This window comes from Pseudomonas entomophila L48, from assembly GCF_000026105.1.
Lineage (GTDB): Bacteria > Pseudomonadota > Gammaproteobacteria > Pseudomonadales > Pseudomonadaceae > Aquipseudomonas > Aquipseudomonas entomophila.
The window spans coordinates 615,304-631,295 of the sequence record NC_008027.1 but is presented as its reverse complement, the minus strand read 5'-3'; the positions used below and the strand labels follow the sequence as shown (position 1 = coordinate 631,295).

15 protein-coding genes and 1 riboswitch are annotated in these 15,992 nt (G+C 63.7%); of the genes, 5 read left to right on the top strand and 10 right to left on the bottom strand.

Annotated elements, in window-relative coordinates:
- The first annotated feature begins 148 nt into the window (after window positions 1–148).
- Genes PSEEN_RS02895 through PSEEN_RS02885 form a run of 3 tightly spaced genes read left to right on the top strand, consistent with a single transcriptional unit; the run spans window position 149 to window position 2,536 of the window.
- Window positions 149–688: a sigma-70 family RNA polymerase sigma factor gene (locus tag PSEEN_RS02895; protein ID WP_011531993.1), complete on the top strand. Its 540-nt coding sequence runs from the start codon at window positions 149–151 to the stop codon at window positions 686–688.
- Window positions 681–1,613, top strand: a complete 933-nt coding sequence (locus PSEEN_RS02890) for a FecR domain-containing protein (protein ID WP_044487617.1) — start codon at window positions 681–683, stop codon at window positions 1,611–1,613. Before PSEEN_RS02895 ends, PSEEN_RS02890 begins: the two co-directional genes overlap by 8 nt.
- A 44-nt stretch (window positions 1,614–1,657) precedes the next feature.
- Complete coding sequence (locus PSEEN_RS02885) at window positions 1,658–2,536, top strand: alpha/beta hydrolase (protein ID WP_011531991.1); 879 nt, start codon at window positions 1,658–1,660, stop codon at window positions 2,534–2,536.
- A gap of 94 nt (window positions 2,537–2,630) precedes the next feature.
- Here the strand turns inward: PSEEN_RS02885 and PSEEN_RS02880 are convergent, their stop codons facing one another.
- The 3 genes from PSEEN_RS02880 to PSEEN_RS02870 are packed head-to-tail and all read right to left on the bottom strand — an operon-like array spanning window position 2,631 to window position 5,842.
- On the bottom strand, window positions 2,631–3,443 hold the full coding sequence (locus PSEEN_RS02880; protein ID WP_011531990.1) for a nucleotidyltransferase domain-containing protein: 813 nt from the start codon (window positions 3,441–3,443) through the stop codon (window positions 2,631–2,633).
- 23 nt (window positions 3,444–3,466) lie between these two features.
- Window positions 3,467–4,672, bottom strand: a complete 1,206-nt coding sequence (locus PSEEN_RS02875; RefSeq protein WP_011531989.1) for an RtcB family protein — start codon at window positions 4,670–4,672, stop codon at window positions 3,467–3,469.
- Window positions 4,673–4,711: 39 nt separating this feature from the next.
- Window positions 4,712–5,842: a slipin family protein gene (locus PSEEN_RS02870; RefSeq protein ID WP_011531988.1), complete on the bottom strand. Its 1,131-nt coding sequence runs from the start codon at window positions 5,840–5,842 to the stop codon at window positions 4,712–4,714.
- Between the two features lie 603 nt (window positions 5,843–6,445).
- Here PSEEN_RS02870 and rtcR point away from each other — a divergent pair.
- Window positions 6,446–8,029: an RNA repair transcriptional activator RtcR gene (rtcR, locus tag PSEEN_RS02865; RefSeq protein ID WP_011531987.1), complete on the top strand. Its 1,584-nt coding sequence runs from the start codon at window positions 6,446–6,448 to the stop codon at window positions 8,027–8,029.
- Window positions 8,030–8,052: 23 nt separating this feature from the next.
- Here rtcR and PSEEN_RS02860 read toward each other — a convergent pair whose 3' ends face one another.
- Window positions 8,053–8,766, bottom strand: a complete 714-nt coding sequence (locus tag PSEEN_RS02860) for a hypothetical protein (protein WP_011531986.1) — start codon at window positions 8,764–8,766, stop codon at window positions 8,053–8,055.
- A complete protein-coding gene (locus tag PSEEN_RS02855) occupies window positions 8,766–9,956 on the bottom strand; it encodes an AAA family ATPase (protein WP_044487616.1) in 1,191 nt (396 codons plus the stop codon). The genes PSEEN_RS02860 and PSEEN_RS02855 overlap by 1 nt, the downstream gene beginning before the upstream one ends.
- Before the next feature lie 273 nt (window positions 9,957–10,229).
- Window positions 10,230–10,371: riboswitch (FMN riboswitch) on the top strand.
- 80 nt (window positions 10,372–10,451) lie between these two features.
- On the opposite strand from PSEEN_RS02855, the gene ribB reads away from it, so the two are divergent.
- Window positions 10,452–11,102 (top strand): 3,4-dihydroxy-2-butanone-4-phosphate synthase, encoded by a 651-nt coding sequence (gene ribB / locus PSEEN_RS02850; RefSeq protein ID WP_011531984.1) that lies wholly within the window; start codon window positions 10,452–10,454, stop codon window positions 11,100–11,102.
- Between the two features lie 122 nt (window positions 11,103–11,224).
- Here ribB and PSEEN_RS02845 read toward each other — a convergent pair whose 3' ends face one another.
- From PSEEN_RS02845 to PSEEN_RS02825, 5 genes are all read right to left on the bottom strand, one after another.
- Window positions 11,225–11,470: a DUF3077 domain-containing protein gene (locus PSEEN_RS02845; RefSeq protein ID WP_011531983.1), complete on the bottom strand. Its 246-nt coding sequence runs from the start codon at window positions 11,468–11,470 to the stop codon at window positions 11,225–11,227.
- Window positions 11,467–11,634 (bottom strand): hypothetical protein, encoded by a 168-nt coding sequence (locus PSEEN_RS02840; RefSeq protein ID WP_158020227.1) that lies wholly within the window; start codon window positions 11,632–11,634, stop codon window positions 11,467–11,469. Before PSEEN_RS02840 ends, PSEEN_RS02845 begins: the two co-directional genes overlap by 4 nt.
- Before the next feature lie 624 nt (window positions 11,635–12,258).
- Complete coding sequence (locus tag PSEEN_RS02835; RefSeq protein ID WP_011531981.1) at window positions 12,259–13,449, bottom strand: SGNH/GDSL hydrolase family protein; 1,191 nt, start codon at window positions 13,447–13,449, stop codon at window positions 12,259–12,261.
- Window position 13,450: 1 nt separating this feature from the next.
- Complete coding sequence (locus PSEEN_RS02830) at window positions 13,451–14,593, bottom strand: SGNH/GDSL hydrolase family protein (protein WP_044487614.1); 1,143 nt, start codon at window positions 14,591–14,593, stop codon at window positions 13,451–13,453.
- Window positions 14,580–15,983, bottom strand: coding sequence for an MBOAT family O-acyltransferase (locus PSEEN_RS02825; protein WP_011531979.1), 1,404 nt, complete (start codon window positions 15,981–15,983; stop codon window positions 14,580–14,582). Before PSEEN_RS02825 ends, PSEEN_RS02830 begins: the two co-directional genes overlap by 14 nt.
- Window positions 15,984–15,992: the final 9 nt, after the last annotated feature.

The window sequence follows — 15,992 nt, the reverse complement described above, 5'->3', positions numbered from 1 at the left end:
ACTCGATGCGGGCTTCTACCCTTTCTGTCGCACGAGATCGAAAAAGGTATATGCACTCGATTCGTATTTTCATCGAAGGCTTGTGATTAAAAAGAAACCAGTGATAATGGTTTTCATTTGCGCAATCACAACCCCGATTCAGCCCACCATGACCACCTTCGAAACCCCTCCCCTGCGTACCACCCCCTGTGCGGTCACGACGCTGTACCTCGAGAACCACGCCTGGTTACGCGGCTGGCTGGCGTATCGACTGCGCTCGTGGGGGCATGGCGTAGCCGACGACCTGGCCCAGGACATCTTCCTGCGCGTGCTCAGCAACCGCGACGCCACGCAGCCGGACACCCTGCGCCAACCCCGCGCCTACCTGGCCCGCATCGCCAACTGCGTGCTGGTCAGCTGGCGCCGTCGTCATTCCCTCGAACAGGCCTGGCTCGAAGCATTGGCGCAGGTCCCGGAGCCTGAGCACCCCTCCCCGGAGCAGCAAAGCGTGATCCTCGAGACCCTGCACGAGATCGACGCCGTGCTCGATACCCTGCGCCCACGTGTGCGCCAGGCATTCCTGATGGCGACCCTCGATGGCATGAAACAGAAGGACATCGCCCAGGCCCTGAACATCGCCCTGCCGACGGTCAAGAAGTACATCCACGAAGGCTACCTGACCTGTCTGAGCCAGATGCCTGATGACTGACACCTCCCCGATTGCCCGGCCCGTGCTCGCCCAGGCCGCCTCGTGGCTGCTGCTGATGCAGGAAGGGCCGCTGACCAGCGAACAGCAGGCCCGGCTGACGCAGTGGCGGCAATCCGATCCGGAACACGAACGGGCGTGGAGTCGCGCCCAGCGCCTGCTCGATCGCCTCGGCACCTTGCCGCCGACGTTGGCCAGGCAAAGCCTCCAACGGCCATCAGGCCACGACCGGCGCACCGTGTTGCGCGGGCTGCTGGTGTTGCTCGGTGCCGCCCCCCTGGGCTGGTGGGCCTGGCGGCGCAGCACACCCGACAGCCACTACCAGACCGCCGTGGGCGAGCGCCGGGAAGTGCGCCTGGCAGATGGCGGCAGCGTCTCGCTCAACAGCGACACGGCCATGGATGTGCGTTTCACGAGGGACCTGCGCCTGTTGCAGTTGCAACGCGGCGAGCTGTACATCGTCACCGCCAGCGACCCGCAGATACCCGCGCGGCCCTTCAAGGTGCAGACCGAACAAGGCACCCTGCACGCACTGGGCACCCGCTTCAGCGTGCGCCAGTTGCCCGGTGAAACCCTGCTCGCGGTCTTTGAGGGCGCCGTTCACGTCGCGCCCCACGAGACCATCGTCCGCGCCGGGCAGCAGCTACGTTTCAGCCACGACCGCCAGGAGCCCATCGAGGCGACCAGCGAAGCCTTGATCGCGTGGCGCAACGGGCTGTTGCTGGCGGACGACATGCCGCTGGCGCAGTGGGCGCAGGAGATGATGCGTTACACGACAAGGCCATTGGCTTGTGATACGGGGGTGGGGACATTGCGCGTCTCCGGTACCTTCCCCGTCGATGACTTGCCCCTGGCCCTGGCCATGCTCACCCAAACCTACGGGCTACAGGTGAACGACAACAAGACACAGGTGGTCATCAGCCGCTGAACCAGGCAGCCTGCATGGGTTTGGCAAAGATCAGGAACACCGACATGAAGCTTCTTCCCCTTTTCCTGGCCCTGGCGATGAGCACCATGGCCTTCGCCCAGGTGCAGCCCGAGCAACTGATGGACAGCACCCTGCTGCAACGCCAGGACCTCGCCTACCGCTTCAGCCACCTCGACCTGGACTCGCCGGACGGCCAGCGCCACTACCGCCTGTGGATCGGCGAACCCAAGCGCCCCGCGCCTGCAACCGGTCACCCAGTCCTGTGGATGCTCGACGGCAATGCCGCCATCGGCGCCCTCCAGCCGCAGCAGCTGGAGCAACTCGCCGCCGGGCAGGCTCCGGTGCTGGTCGCCATCGGCTACCAGACCGACCAGCGCATCGAGCGCAACGCTCGCACCTATGACTACACGCCTGTCGTGCCTGGCCTGGCCGAACAGCGCGATCCCCTGACCGGCCAACCCAGTGGTGGCGTCGATGCGTTCCTCGACCTGCTGGAGCAACGCATGCGCCCGATGGTCGCCGGCATCGCCGCCATCGATCCGCACCGGCAGACGCTGTGGGGGCACTCCTATGGTGGCTTGGCGGTGCTGCACGCACTGTTCACCCGTCCCGGTATGTTCAGCGCCTACGCGGCGGCCAGCCCATCGCTGTGGTGGAACGATGGCGCCATCCTGCGCGAGGCATCGGGGTTGCAGCAGCGCCTGGGCGAAAGCCACCCGCGCCTGCTGTTGATGCGCGGCACGGACGAGCCGGCGAATCCACGGGAACCTGTGGAGGGCGACGCCGAACGGCCGATGCGTGGGTTGGTCAGCGACCTGAAAAAGGTGGAAGGCTTGCAGGTGACCTTCCAGCGCTTCGAAGGCCTGGGGCACGGCCCGATGCTGCCGGCATCGTTGCGATATGTGCTGACCCAGGGTTTGTAGGAGCGGCTTCAGCCGCGATCCAGGCAACGCGGCGTCTGGCACCCGCCTTGCGGGTGATCGCGGCTGAAGCCGCTCCTACAGGGCTCGCGCCAAATCAAAGGGGTACGGGTTGCGAAAACCGCCAAACGGTCTCCCGCAGGAACGCATCCAACCTGCCAGTGTCCCCCCGCGCCACCGGCACCTCCTGCGCCCCTTCGGCCCGTTCGAGCTCTGCCTCGATGAACGCATGCAGCACGTCATCACGCGGCCCCTGCTCAGCCTCCCCCGAACGCCGCTTCACCGCCAGCAACGCATCGATCGCCGCCTGCAACCCCGGCTCGTCGACGGTACGCGCCATCAATGCCGGGAACGCCGTCGGCGGCATGCCCAACCCCCGGTCGATCCAGCGAACCGCCAGCAACGGCCGGATCACATAGAGGTACTTCTTGTAGCGCACCGTGTCGCCCAGCAGATAGCCACGCAAGTTCTTGCGCGCCATCGACAGGTAATGGTGGCGCACGGCGCGCGGCGAGTAGCATTCGTCACCCAGCGCCTGCAATCCTCGCGCAGCCTCGACGTCGGCGCGGTACACCAGCGGCGAGCCCAGCCACTCGAGCAGGCTGGGGTTGGCACCGCGCATCAAGCGCAGGGCCTTGCGCAACTCCCAGCCGCTGACGTCCAGCTCGTCGCTCAAGGGTCGCTCGATCACGTCGCGCGGCTCGTCCACGCGCAGGTACCAATCGGCACGCGGTACGTAGATGAAACGCACATCATAGTCGCTGTCCGGCGAGGCGAAGCCCCAGGCCCGGCTGCCGGACTCGCAAGCGTAGAGCACCGTCACCTGGTGCTCGCGCTCGATACGTTGCAGTTCGTCCAGCACCCGCTCACGCATGGCGGTGGACAGTGGATGCAATTCTTCCTGATACATGGCCCCGATCCTTGTGCAGGGGTTCAACCTTTCACGCACACCACCTGACGCAGGGTGTGCACAACTTCGACCAGCTCGCGCTGGGCATGCATGACGGCATCGATGTCCTTGTAGGCCATCGGGATCTCGTCGATCACGTCCTTGTCCTTGCGGCACTCCACATGGGCGGTGGCGCGCTGCTGGTCCTCGACGGTGAAGCGGCTCTTGGCCTTGGTGCGGCTCATCACCCGGCCCGCGCCGTGGCTGCACGAGCAGAACGATTCCTCGTTGCCCAGGCCGCGAACGATGAAGCTCTTGGCGCCCATCGAGCCCGGGATGATGCCCAGCTGGCCCTTCTGCGCCGACACCGCGCCCTTGCGGGTCACCAGCACCTCACGACCGAAGTGCTGCTCCTTCTGCACGTAGTTGTGGTGGCAGTTCACCGCCTCGAGGCTGGCTTCGAACGGCCTTCCCAAGACCCTGCGGGTCGCGGCGACCACCGCCAGCATCATCAGCTCGCGGTTATGCCGGGCGAAATCCTGCGCCCATTCCACCGCCTCGACATAGTCGGCGAAGTGGCGGCTGCCTTCCTCGAAGTACGCCAGGTCCCGGTTCGGCAGGTTGGCCATGTGCTGGCGCATGTCGGCCTGGGCCAGTTCGATGAACAGGTTGCCGATGGCATTACCCACACCGCGCGACCCGCTGTGCAACATGAACCAGACGCGGTCGGCCTCGTCCAGGCAGACTTCGATGAAATGGTTGCCGCCCCCCAACGTTCCCAGGTGCTGGCGGTTGTTGGTCTTCTCCAGCCGCGGGTACTTGTCGGTGATCGCCTTGAAGCGCCCAGCGAGTCCGCTCCACACCTGGTCGGCCTGGTTCGGTACGTCGTCCCAGGCGCCCTGGTCGCGCTGGCCGAAGGTCTTGCCGTGGGGCACGGCCTTCTCGATGGCGGTGCGCAGGCCGTGCAGGTTGTCCGGCAGGTCGCGGGCGTGCAGCGAGGTGCGCGCGGCGATCATGCCGCAACCGATGTCCACGCCCACCGCCGCCGGAATGATCGCGCCCACGGTGGGGATCACGCTGCCGATGGTCGAGCCCTTGCCCAGGTGCACGTCCGGCATCACCGCCAGGTGCTTGAAGATGAACGGCATCTTCGCCGTGTTCATCAGTTGCTTGCGGGCGTCGTCCTCGACCGGCACACCGTCGGTCCACAGTTTGATCGGCTTGCCGCCCGCCACTTCGAGTATGTTCATTGCCTTGTTCCTTGTTGCGCTACGTCATGTCGCAAAGGGTCAACCCGCCTTGAGGCTGACCATTCCATTCAATACCTGATCCAGGCCACCGAACACCGAAATCCGGTCGATGCGCTCGGCCACCCGCTCCAGGGTTTCCAGCTCCTTCAGGCGCAGGGCCGTCGGGTTGCCTTCCATCACCTTGGCGGTGTTGAGCAGCGAGCGGGTCGCCTGGGTTTCCTCACGGCGCCGGATCACGTTGGCCTGGGCGGCCTTCTCCGCCTCCACCACCTGCGCCAGCAGGGTCTTCATCTCGCCCGGCAGGATGATGTCGCGCACCCCCAGGCTGCTCACTTCCAAGCCACTGCCTTGCAGGTGCGCCAGCAAGTGCTCGGTGACGCTACCGTCGATGGACTGCTTGTCTTCCAGCAGCTCGTCGAGGGTGCGGGTGCCCACCGCCGCTCGCAAGCCAAACTGCAGCTCGCGGTACAGGTGCTCCACCGGCTTGCTCATCTGCCCGTGGGCACCGAGCACATCGGTGTAGCGCCAGTTGGCCACCAGGCTCAGGCGCAGGCTGACCTTGTCGCGGGTGAGGATCTCCTGGCCGTTCACCTCCAGCGCCTGCAGGCGGGTGTCGACCATTTCCACCGCTACCTGGCTGCCGCAGCGCCAGTAACCATGCCGGCCCGGCTCGAGCAACCCGGCCACCACGCCGTCGATCTTCAGCACACCGACATGGAAGGCCGGCACCAGCGCCAGCAGGACCAGGTCCGTGCCAGCCACGCCGGGGCGGTTCAGGCGAACCACCAGCTCATCGTCCAGGCGCCGGCCCTGATTCAGGTCGATGCGCTGCAAGCCATGCTCGACCTGGCCTTTCCAGTACAGGCGGCGGCTATCGGGGGCCAGCAGCTCGACCAGGCGGCCGTCCTCGTAACGCAGGCCGACCTCGTGCTGCGCCAGGTCCATGGTTTCGAAATACTGCTCGACCAACGCTGGCTCATGCCCACGCAGGTACTGCGCCAGCGGGTGGTCGAACAGCGGGGATTGGAGGCTGAAGGTGGTTACCGTCAGCCGGTCTTGCCAGTCGAAACGCTGGTATTGGCCAGGCTCGAGGATCGAGACGAAGTCGCCTTCGCTCATCAACAGGCCGCGTTCATTCTTCTTCACCACAAAGCGTTTCAACAGTTTCATCTTGCTCATCCTTTTATCAATGTCCTTGTGTGCGGGTGGTCGCCGACTCACCGAGCGCCGTGGGCGAAGCCTGGCGGAGTCCGGGGCCGGGAGCGTTTGCTCCGGCGGCCTCCATCGTTGCGCCAGGCCCGGCCGGCGGGCCGGGTGGGCCAGCGGTGGCCCAGGCGTCCTTCGCAAATGCGGACCGTCCTGGCCCTGGTTGCGTTGCCTGTGCCCCACCTGCGGGTGTTGCGTTTGTAGCTACCGTGGAAGGGTAGTGTCGGGACAGGGCCCGACGAGCGCCTCGCAAGCCTGTTCAAAGGCTTGCGCCGCAAAGACCGGTCGTTGCGGCGGCGGCATGCACGACACCGACACCTGAGGGTGGGTACGTGCACCGGCGGGGACTGAAATCCCCTGACCCGAGGGCCTGCCTGGCGATGCGGTCGAGAGGGATATAGCGAGCGGCGTGCCAGGTTTTCATTCGAGTCTTAAAATATTTTTTAACTAATTGATTTATAAGGATTTATTTTTATCTGACGAATTGTCGAGTGCACTGCAACGGTCATGCCGATTAGATTTTTCGTATATCCTGCGATACACATTTATCTTTTTGGATAATCACGGATGACCAAGCCCCTCGTCGCCATCGGCTTTCTCGGCACCACCCTCGACCGCAACGGCAAGGGTGCGGCGCGCTGGAACAAGTGGCGGCCGACCATCGGCCTGTGCCAGCAACCCGACCTGCCCATCGACCGCCTGGAGCTGATCCACGGCCCCAGCGCCCGCGACCAGAGCCTGGCCGACCGCATCCGCGGCGACATCCAGCAGGTCTCGCCCGGCACCGAGGTGCGCCTGCACCCGCTGGCGCTGCGCAACCCGTGGGACTTCGAAGAGGTCTACGGCGCCCTGCACGACTTCGCCAGCGGCTACAGCTTCGATACCGAGCACGAGGACTACCTCGTGCACATCACCACCGGTACCCACGTTGCGCAGATCTGCTGGTTCCTGCTCACCGAGGCGCGCTACCTGCCGGCACGCCTGGTGCAGACCTCGCCCTCGCGCAAGCAGGACGAAAACAGCGACCCGGCCGGCATCGCCACCCTGATCGACCTCGACCTGTCGCGCTACGACCCGATCGCCTCGCGCTTTCGCCGCGAGCAGGTCGAGGGGCAGTCGCTGCTCAAGTCCGGCATCGCCACGCGCAACCCGGATTTCAACCGCACCATCGAACAGATCGAGCGGGTCGCCCTGCGCTCGAAGGCCCCCATGCTGCTGGTCGGCCCGACCGGCGCCGGCAAGTCGTTCCTGGCCCGCCGCGTCCATGAGCTCAAGCGCGGTCGCCATCAGCTGGGCGGGCGCTTCATCGAAGTGAACTGCGCCACCCTGCGCGGCGACGGCGCCATGTCGACCCTGTTCGGCCATGCCAAAGGCGCATTCACCGGCGCGCAGAACGCCCGCGACGGCCTGCTGCGCGCCGCCGACGGCGGCATGCTGTTCCTCGATGAAATCGGTGAACTAGGGGCCGACGAACAGGCCATGCTGCTCAAGGCCATCGAAGAAAAGCGCTTTTTCCCGCTGGGCGCCGACCGCGAGGTTGAAAGCGACTTCCAGCTGATCGCCGGCACCCACCGCGACCTGCGCGCCAAGGTCGCCGACGGCTCGTTCCGCGAGGACCTGTTCGCCCGCATCAACCTGTGGACCTTCGCCCTGCCGGGCCTGGCCGAGCGCCGCGAGGACATCGAGCCGAACCTCGATTTCGAGTTGCAGCGCCACGCCCGCGAACAAGGGCGCCAGGTGCGCTTCAACCTCGAAGCCAAGCGCCGCTACCTGGCCTTCGCCCATGCCAGCGAAGCGCGCTGGGCCGGCAACTTCCGCGAGCTGTCGGCATCGATCACGCGCATGGCGACCTTGGCCGACAGCGGGCGCATCGACGAAGTGCTGGTCGAGGAAGAAATTGGTCGGCTGCGCTATGCCTGGGGCCTGGAACTGGCGGCCGAGCCGCTACTGGCCGGCCGCGAGCTGGACCTGTTCGACCAGGTGCAGCTGCAGGCGGTGCTTGAGGTGTGCCGCCGCGCCCCGAGCCTGTCCGAGGCCGGGCGCCAGCTGTTCGCGGTGTCGCGCCAGGAAAAGGCCAACCCCAACGACGCCGACCGCCTGCGCAAGTATCTGGCGCGCTTCGGGCTGGACTGGCAGCAGATTAGAGGATGAGTGGCGCGATCAGATGCTTCTCACTAAATCTGATCAAGCACCTGACTCAAACGCTCACGAAAAGCATCGAAGCTGGGCATCTGAATACGCAAAGGATCAATCGCACCCTCCACAATGAATCCAACGAGCGCTGCAGCACTACTCTGCCCATCACAGGCATCGGATAGCATCCTCTTCAATGGCTCGGGGGCGTCGTCGTTGCCAGACTCATCTTCCAGACCGGCACAATGCTGATAGGGCGGTTGTCGACAAGCACAGAGGAGCCAAGCCTCGGATTTAGGCTTAGGCAACATGGGAATACCAAGAACAGATCCACCCGACTCGAATCCATCCAGCATGGATTGCCACTTGGCCTGCCACTCATTGCGAGACGACGAACTCAAAGTATCTGCATCCCGGAACAGCACCGGAATGACTGGGCCTCCATAGCGCGCGCCCAGCTCGACTGCCTTCAATGCCAAGCGCTGAGCGTTTTCGTAGTAGTACCGAGTCTCTTGTTCTCGGCGCTTACCTGGAGCACGAAGCATGCGCCCCGTGTTCTTGGCCTTTGCCGCAACAAGTTCGGATTTATGAACGAACTCCACCGAATCGGCCTGCAGTAATGAGTAATCAAATCGATGTTCAACTAGACGATCGATCACATGAGTCATGGGACCTGCAGTGAAGATCAGGCCCTGCTGGCCGTGCTCATGGCCACCGATATCAGATACCCCCTCCCCACTGACAAGCAATAGCATCAGGCCCCTCCGTTAGTGCGTACCAGATCTTGGTTTAGTGCAACAAGGTTTGTATCGACGAACACCTCTCCCGGCCCCATCACCGTCAATTTTTCAGCCATTGCGGGAATGTTGAAAAACGAAACTGCGCGGGTTTTCCCCTCATGGGTCTTGTAGATCAGCTGGACCCCTCCGCGAGCGATATCATCTTCGAGGTAGTTCAACACCATCGGACTGTGCGTAGTCACCATGACCTGCTGAGGCGTACTCACCAGATGATCCAATAAAAATTCAATCACCTCGGGATGGATACCATTTTCAACTTCGTCAAATAGCATGAACTGATGATCGGACAGCGTCTCCGCGATGATTGCCATCAGCCTCAACATGCCGTCATTCATATGCCTGGCTTCTGTACTGAAACGATGATCGGCATAGCGTTCAAGAATACTCAAAGACTTCCAACCCGCCCGCAGCGCCGAGAGGTCGATCCCTTGCACCTGGGGATAGGGGCCGCTCAAGAGCTCACGCAATTTGAGCTTATGGGCATCAGGCAGTGCATGGAGAAATGAAGAAAATTTCTCTCCCGCAAAGCCCAAACCACCGTCCGTCTCACGAGACTTACGACGCAGATGTTGAGGCGATAGCGCATCGAGCGAAGTGATCGTTGCAATAAAGTGTTTGAACACGAGCAACCGTCCACTGACACTTTCTTCTCTGAGCCGGGAAAGCACTGATCCTTGATATTCGAAGGCGATATCACCGGTCAGCGGGTCACCCTCCTCATCGCGCTCGACTAGAAATCGACCATCGTCAACCTTCATCACTAGGACGCCGTCAATCTCTATGCTTTCCTGAGTACAACGCAGCAGCGTTCGATTGAAACTGCCTCTCCACACCAACGATTCACCCTGCAGATCACATTCCAGTTCGAATGTAATGTTGCTGCTCTTGCTGAGCTTGGACTTGAGATCAATGGCCTTCCACTCTCGACTCTTCAGCCAACCGGCCAGGTCCCCACGCATCTGCTGAGACAAGAAATCCATGGCCTGAAGAATGGTCGACTTGCCCGCACCATTTAAACCAATCAGGCAGGTAAACTTGGTCAAGCTCATGGTGAATCCAACCAGCGACTTGAAATTATCGATGGCCATGCGATTGAGTTGGACCGTCCCTGCATCTGTCGATTTCAACGGGTCACGTTCGCTCATGTCTTTTCTTCCCAGCCCTGCAAATTTGCACGCTGAACGATAAACCTTTTTAGCCCACACGTCCCGCCCGGTTGACTCTCGCGCCCCCAAAGGGCTGATCGCGCAGGAGACATTTCCCAAGTAAGTCCGATCACTACAGACCGGAAAATGCGGGAGAAATCCCACATGCTTTACCGAGTTGACCTGTTATCAGAAGCACCTCCCAGGACTCGCGCCGTCAAGATCGAGTGCTTTCAACAGTTGCCTGTGGGGGGCCGCTTTACTGTATGCTCCAAGGGTCTTCAGGGCGGGGTGAAAGTCCCCACCGGCGGTAAATCGAAAGATGAGCCCGCGAGCGCCCCGGCCATGCCGGGGGTCAGCAGATCTGGTGAGATTCCAGGGCCGACGGTCATAGTCCGGATGAAAGAAGGCGTTTGGCAGGGGCCGCCGAGGCGCCCTTGCGCGCGCATTTTGTTCGCCCCGAGACGTTCATCGATCATTCACGAGGAGCGTTTCATGTCCACCTTGCTCAACCAGCAATTCCCCAACGTCACCGCCGCCATCGCCGCCTTCCAGGCCGGGCGCCCCGTGCTGCTGCTCGACGACGACGACCGCGAGGACGAAGCCGATATCGTCGCCGCCGCCGAGAACCTGTCGTTGCAGACCATGGCCATGATGATCCGCGACTGCAGCGGCATCGTCTGCCTGTGCCTGGACGAAGCCACCGTCGATGCCCTGCAGCTGGCGCCGATGGTGCAGAACAACCAGGCCCGCCATGGCACCGGTTTCACCGTCACCATCGAGGCGGCCGAAGGGGTCAGCACCGGCGTGTCGGCGCAGGACCGCATCACCACCATCGAAGCCGCACTGCGCTCCACCGCGCAGGAGCGCCATATCGTCAGCCCGGGCCATGTGTTCCCGCTGCGCGCCCGTGACGGTGGCGTGCTGACCCGCCGTGGCCACACCGAAGGCTCGGTGGACCTGGCGCGTTTGGCCGGCCTGCGCCCGGCGGCGGTGCTGTGCGAGCTGATGAACCCCGATGGCAGCATGGCCCGGGGCGAAGAGGTGGCGGTGTATGCGCGGCAGTACAACCTGCCGGTGCTGACCATTGAAGAGCTGGCGCGGTATCGCGAGGCGATGGTTGAGTTGGAAGCTGAGATCGCCTGAACCATTGCCGGGGCCGCTGCGCGCCCCTTTCGCGACACAAGGCCGCTCCCACGGGAAATTGCGCTCTCCTGTGGGAGCGGCCTTGTGTCGCGAAAGGGCTGCAAAGCAGCCCCCGGTCACCACTACCGATTCAACCCCAACTCCATGTCATCGATCAGCCCCTTGGCCAGCCCGCTGAGAATCCGCGCGGCGCTGGCGGCCATGAGGTCACCCTCCATCTCGGCCTCGGTGGTGAAATGCGCCACGCACCCGAGCAGCACCGACAGGTCGCTGAAGGCGTGATCGAAAGGAATGCCCGGCTGGATACGGAAGATCTCGAGGCAGGTGGTCGTGCCCTGGGTCGAGCCGGGCTTGAAGTCGTCGCTCATACCGGCGCCCCCTTGGCCCGGGCGTGGCGGACCAACGCGATGACCAGTTGAGCGAGGATTTCGGCGCTGTCCATCAGCACGTCCAGGCGTTCATCGCGTGGGCAGTGGGTGTAGGCGTGGATGGTGTCGCTGAGGGTGTGCATCAGCTTGTTGGCGTGGGCCACGGCTTCCTCGGGAGGGAGGTCGCTAATGATGGTGACAAAGGGGATTGGGTAAGGTGGGTCAGGTACATGCTTTTTCATCTGTGTTCTCTGTGTCAAAACCAAGAAAACACCGCCCGAATCCTTCTCACAGATGTGGGTGGCAGCCGTGCGCGAGGTGAGAAGACCGTGTCCCGAACACCACGGCCAGGCCGAAGCCTGCACGCGCACAGCTGCCATGACTGGCCAGCCTGTTCGAAACACAACGGGCTTCTCACACCCGGTCGCCAAATTTGACGACCCAGCGACGTTACCCCCGGGGCATTTCCCAGCCAATTCAGAGCCTTCCGGCAGGCGCGTAGGATAGATCCCAAGCGCTAGCCGGCTGAAGGATTTTGTTTCAGATTCGGAAATGTCTGACGGCTACCAATGCTGGGGGCGCTTCGCACCCCTTTCGCGACACAAGGCCGCTCCCACATGGACCGCGCCAAGCCTGAGCTTCACTGCAAACCTGTAGGGGCCAGCTCCCACAAAGAAGACAGTTGCTCCCACAGCGAATTGCGATCTCCTGTGGGAGCGGCCTTGTGTCGCGAAAGGGCTGCAAAGCAGCCCCAACAGACTCAAACCCAACGCCGATCTATTTGATCGTCAACGCAGGCCCAACGGCCCCTTCAAAAACTCATACAACCCCGCCGCACTCTTGCGGTAACCATCCGCCGTCAGATGCACCAGATCCGGCCGTGCCAACCCGCCCGTCTGCCACCCGGCAATCGAGCACGGCCCACCCATGAACCCCTGCCAATCCCAGAACAGCGCCTTGTGCCGCTGCGCCATCTGCTTCTGGATGCGAATCACCGACGCCAACGGCCGCGGCTGGCGCGCCGCGCAACTGCCCGCCTTGCGCTGCTTGATCGAATCCGGCGGCCCGACCAGCAGGATCACCGCCCGTGGCAGGTCCTTGCGCAGGTTGCTCAGCGTCGCATCCAACTGCGCCTGGTAAAGCCCCAGGTCAAGCGTGTCGTCGAACGCCTCGTTGGTGCCATAGGCGAGGATCACCAGGTCCGGCGCCACCGCCTTGAGGCTGTCGCGCCACCCGGTCTGCCACTTGTCCACCACCTCAAGGCGCGCGCCGTTGATGCCCAGCGTCGAATAGGTCACGCCAGCATTCTTCTGCCCCTGGATATACCAGCCCCCCAGCGCGACGTTGCCGCCCTCCACCGCCAACTGCACCGGCAGCCCGACATTGCTGAACGCCGGGCTGAACCGCCACTGCCCATTGCTCGCCGGCAGCACCCGGCGCTGGCCGCCGTTGGCCAGCAGCGACGCCGTGCCACTGGACTGGTACAGCGCCGAAATCTTGTAACGGTGGCTGTCCTGGTCACGCGCCTGAATCACCACGCTGGCGCGCTTGGCCTGGGGCAGCGACAGGTACCCACCAAGCGGGAACTGGCTGCTCTGCTGGTTGCGCGCCGACACCAACGCCCACTGGCGCTTCTCGCTCTTGATGATCACCCGGTCGTTGCGGATCCCCGGCACCGGCGAAGCCGGCACCAAGCCGATGCCGCCATCGCCATAACGCGCCTGCAACAGGCGACGCAGCTCACCGCTGAACAAGTCGGCGGCGGTATGCGAGTCGCCCAGCTGGACGATGGAAACCGGCGCCCGGCCGGCATTGCGCAACTTGCCGGCGAGCAAGGCGACATTGCCCTCCTGGCGCGCGACCGGCGCGGCAGCAGGCCGTGCCGCGGGCTGGGCGGCCACGCTGTTGGCGCCGGTGCTGCAACCCGGCACGGCGCTGATCAGCAGGGCCAGGCCCAGCAGGTGATGCCATTGGCGCATCTCAATGTCCTGTAACGGTCAGGCCCGGGAAGCTGATCAGCGACAACACCTGTTCGGCGATCAGCTTCTGGCCTGTGATGGTGAAATGAATGCCGTCGTCGACCCGCACCTTGACCCGCTTGCCCTCCGGCGTGCGCACCGTGTACGAGAAGCTCTCGTCGGTATAGCCAAGGATCGGGTTGGCCGAGACATAGTGCTGGCCGAACAGCGCGGTCTGTTCCTGGTACAGCCCGCTGAGGTAATTCATGGCCGTGGACAGCCGCGCCTTCTCCATATTGGGCGGGCCGACCCAGAGCACCTGCACATTGTGCGCGCGGGCCTGTTCGAGGATCGCGTCGATACGGGCACGGTAGGCGACCTCCCACTCCGGCGACTTGAAGCGCAGGAACGGCTTGCCCTTGCCCTGGGGCATGTCCCAAGGGTCGTTGGGGCCGAGGAACACCACCATCAGGCGGATGTTCGGCTCGTGGTCGAGGGTTTCGGCCACGGTCTTGGGCCAGTTGAAGAAGCCCGGATAGGCCAGCCCAGTGCTCTGCTTGCTGAGGTTGACGGTGCGGATCTGGTAGCGCTTGCGCAGGGTGTTGGCCAGGTGCGGCGCCACGCCTTGCATCAGCGAGTCGCCCACCAGGAACACGTCGTCACCGGCGGCCAGGGCCGCGACCTTGCCCGGTTGCAGTACGGTTGGCACAGGCGCGACCGCGGCAACCACCGGCTGCGCGACCGGGACCGGTGCCGGGGCATGCACAGGCGCGGGGGCGTTGTGCACGGGCGAGTGGGCGACCGCAGGCGGCAACGGCTTGGCCAAGGCCGCCGGGGTCTCTAGATTGACCGTCACCACCGGCACCGATTCAGGCAATACCTCGGCAGCGGGCGCCTCGACCACCTGCTCGGCCGGCTGCCACTGCTCGAGCAGGCGGTCACGTTGCTCTTCCAGCGCCAAGGTCAGCTGAGCCCCGAAGCGCCAGGCCGGCATCTGCCCCAGCAACGGGATCTCGCAACTCTCGTGGTACTTCTGCTGGCAATAAAGCTTGATCGAATCCTGGTTCAACCAGAACAGCAGCGCGGTGGTGACCACAATCGCGTACAACGCGCGGGCAGCGCCCATCTGCACCTGGAACAACTGACGGCTATCAGAAGCTTGCATAGATGAACCCCGGCACGCCCGACTGCGAAGCAAAAATCACCAGCGACACGCCGACCCCGAGCGGGATCGGGTACAGCTGCCATGGCAAGCGCTGGAACAGCGCGCCACTCTGGCGCAACACCGCCAGCAACAACGGGTAAATGGCCACGAACAGCACACAGGCCAACAGCATCGCGCCGGCGGCGCTGTTCAGGCCTGCCAGGCTGAGCTGGGTAATGTCACCGAGCATCTCGACCGCGCCGTCCAACGTCGGGCTGCGGAAGAAGATCCAAGCGAACGCCACGTAATGGAAGGTCATCAAGCGCGCCAGCAGACCGGCACCTGGCACCCGCTCGAAGCCCGGCACCAGTTGGCTGAACAGTTTGGAAATGGCCAGTCCCACGCCATGCAGCGCGCCCCAGATGATGAAATTCACGCTCGCCCCATGCCACAGGCCGGACACCAGCATCGCCAGCAGCATGTTCAGGTTGCCGCGCCACACGCCCTTGCGGTTGCCGCCCAGCGGGATGTAGACGTAGTCGCGGATGAAGCGCGACAGGCTGATGTGCCAGCGCCCCCAGAATTCCTTGAGGTTGTGCGCGGCATAGGGCGCGTCGAAGTTGTCCGGCAAACGGAAGCCCAGCAACAGGGCGATACCAGTCACCAGGTTGGTGTAGCCGCTGAAGTTGAAGTAGATCAGGAAGCTGTAGCCATAGACGCTCAGCAGCACCTGCTCGGGCGCGGCGCTGCCGGGCGTGTCGAACACCGGGTCGACCCACTCGCTGCCCAGCCAGGCACTGAGGAAGAACAGCTTCACCACCGCCATGGCGATCAGGCCCAGGGCGCGGTGCGGCTCCAGCACCTGGCGCATGGCCTGCGGGCGGATCTGCGGCAGCATGTGCAGGGCGCGGTTGACCGGGCCGGCCACCAGGCTTGGGAAGAACGCCAGGTACAGGGCCAGGTCCAGCGGCGCGGCGGGCGCCAGCTCACGCCGGCTGATCGACACCAGGTAGCTGACCGAATGGAAGGCGTAGAACGACAGGCCGATCGGCACCAGCACTTCCAGCAGCGGCAGCGACACCTCGAGCCCGGCACTGGCCAGCGCACCCTGGATACCGCCGACGAAGAACTCTTGATACTTGAACAGGTAGAAGCAGCCCAGCACCAGGGTCAGCAGCAAGGCGCCGTTGAACCAGCGCCCGGGGTGGCGCCCCGCCATCAATCCAAGCAGGTACACCAGCGTGCTGTAACCCAGCAGGATGTACAGCGATTGCAGGCTGAAACTCGCCACCAGGCCATAACTGGCCGCCAGCAGCAGCAGGTTCTGCAACCGCACGCTCCAGCACAGGCACCAGTAAAGAAGAAAGAACAGCGTGAAACAGAGGCCGAATTCGATCGAAAGGAAACTCACAACGTAGTC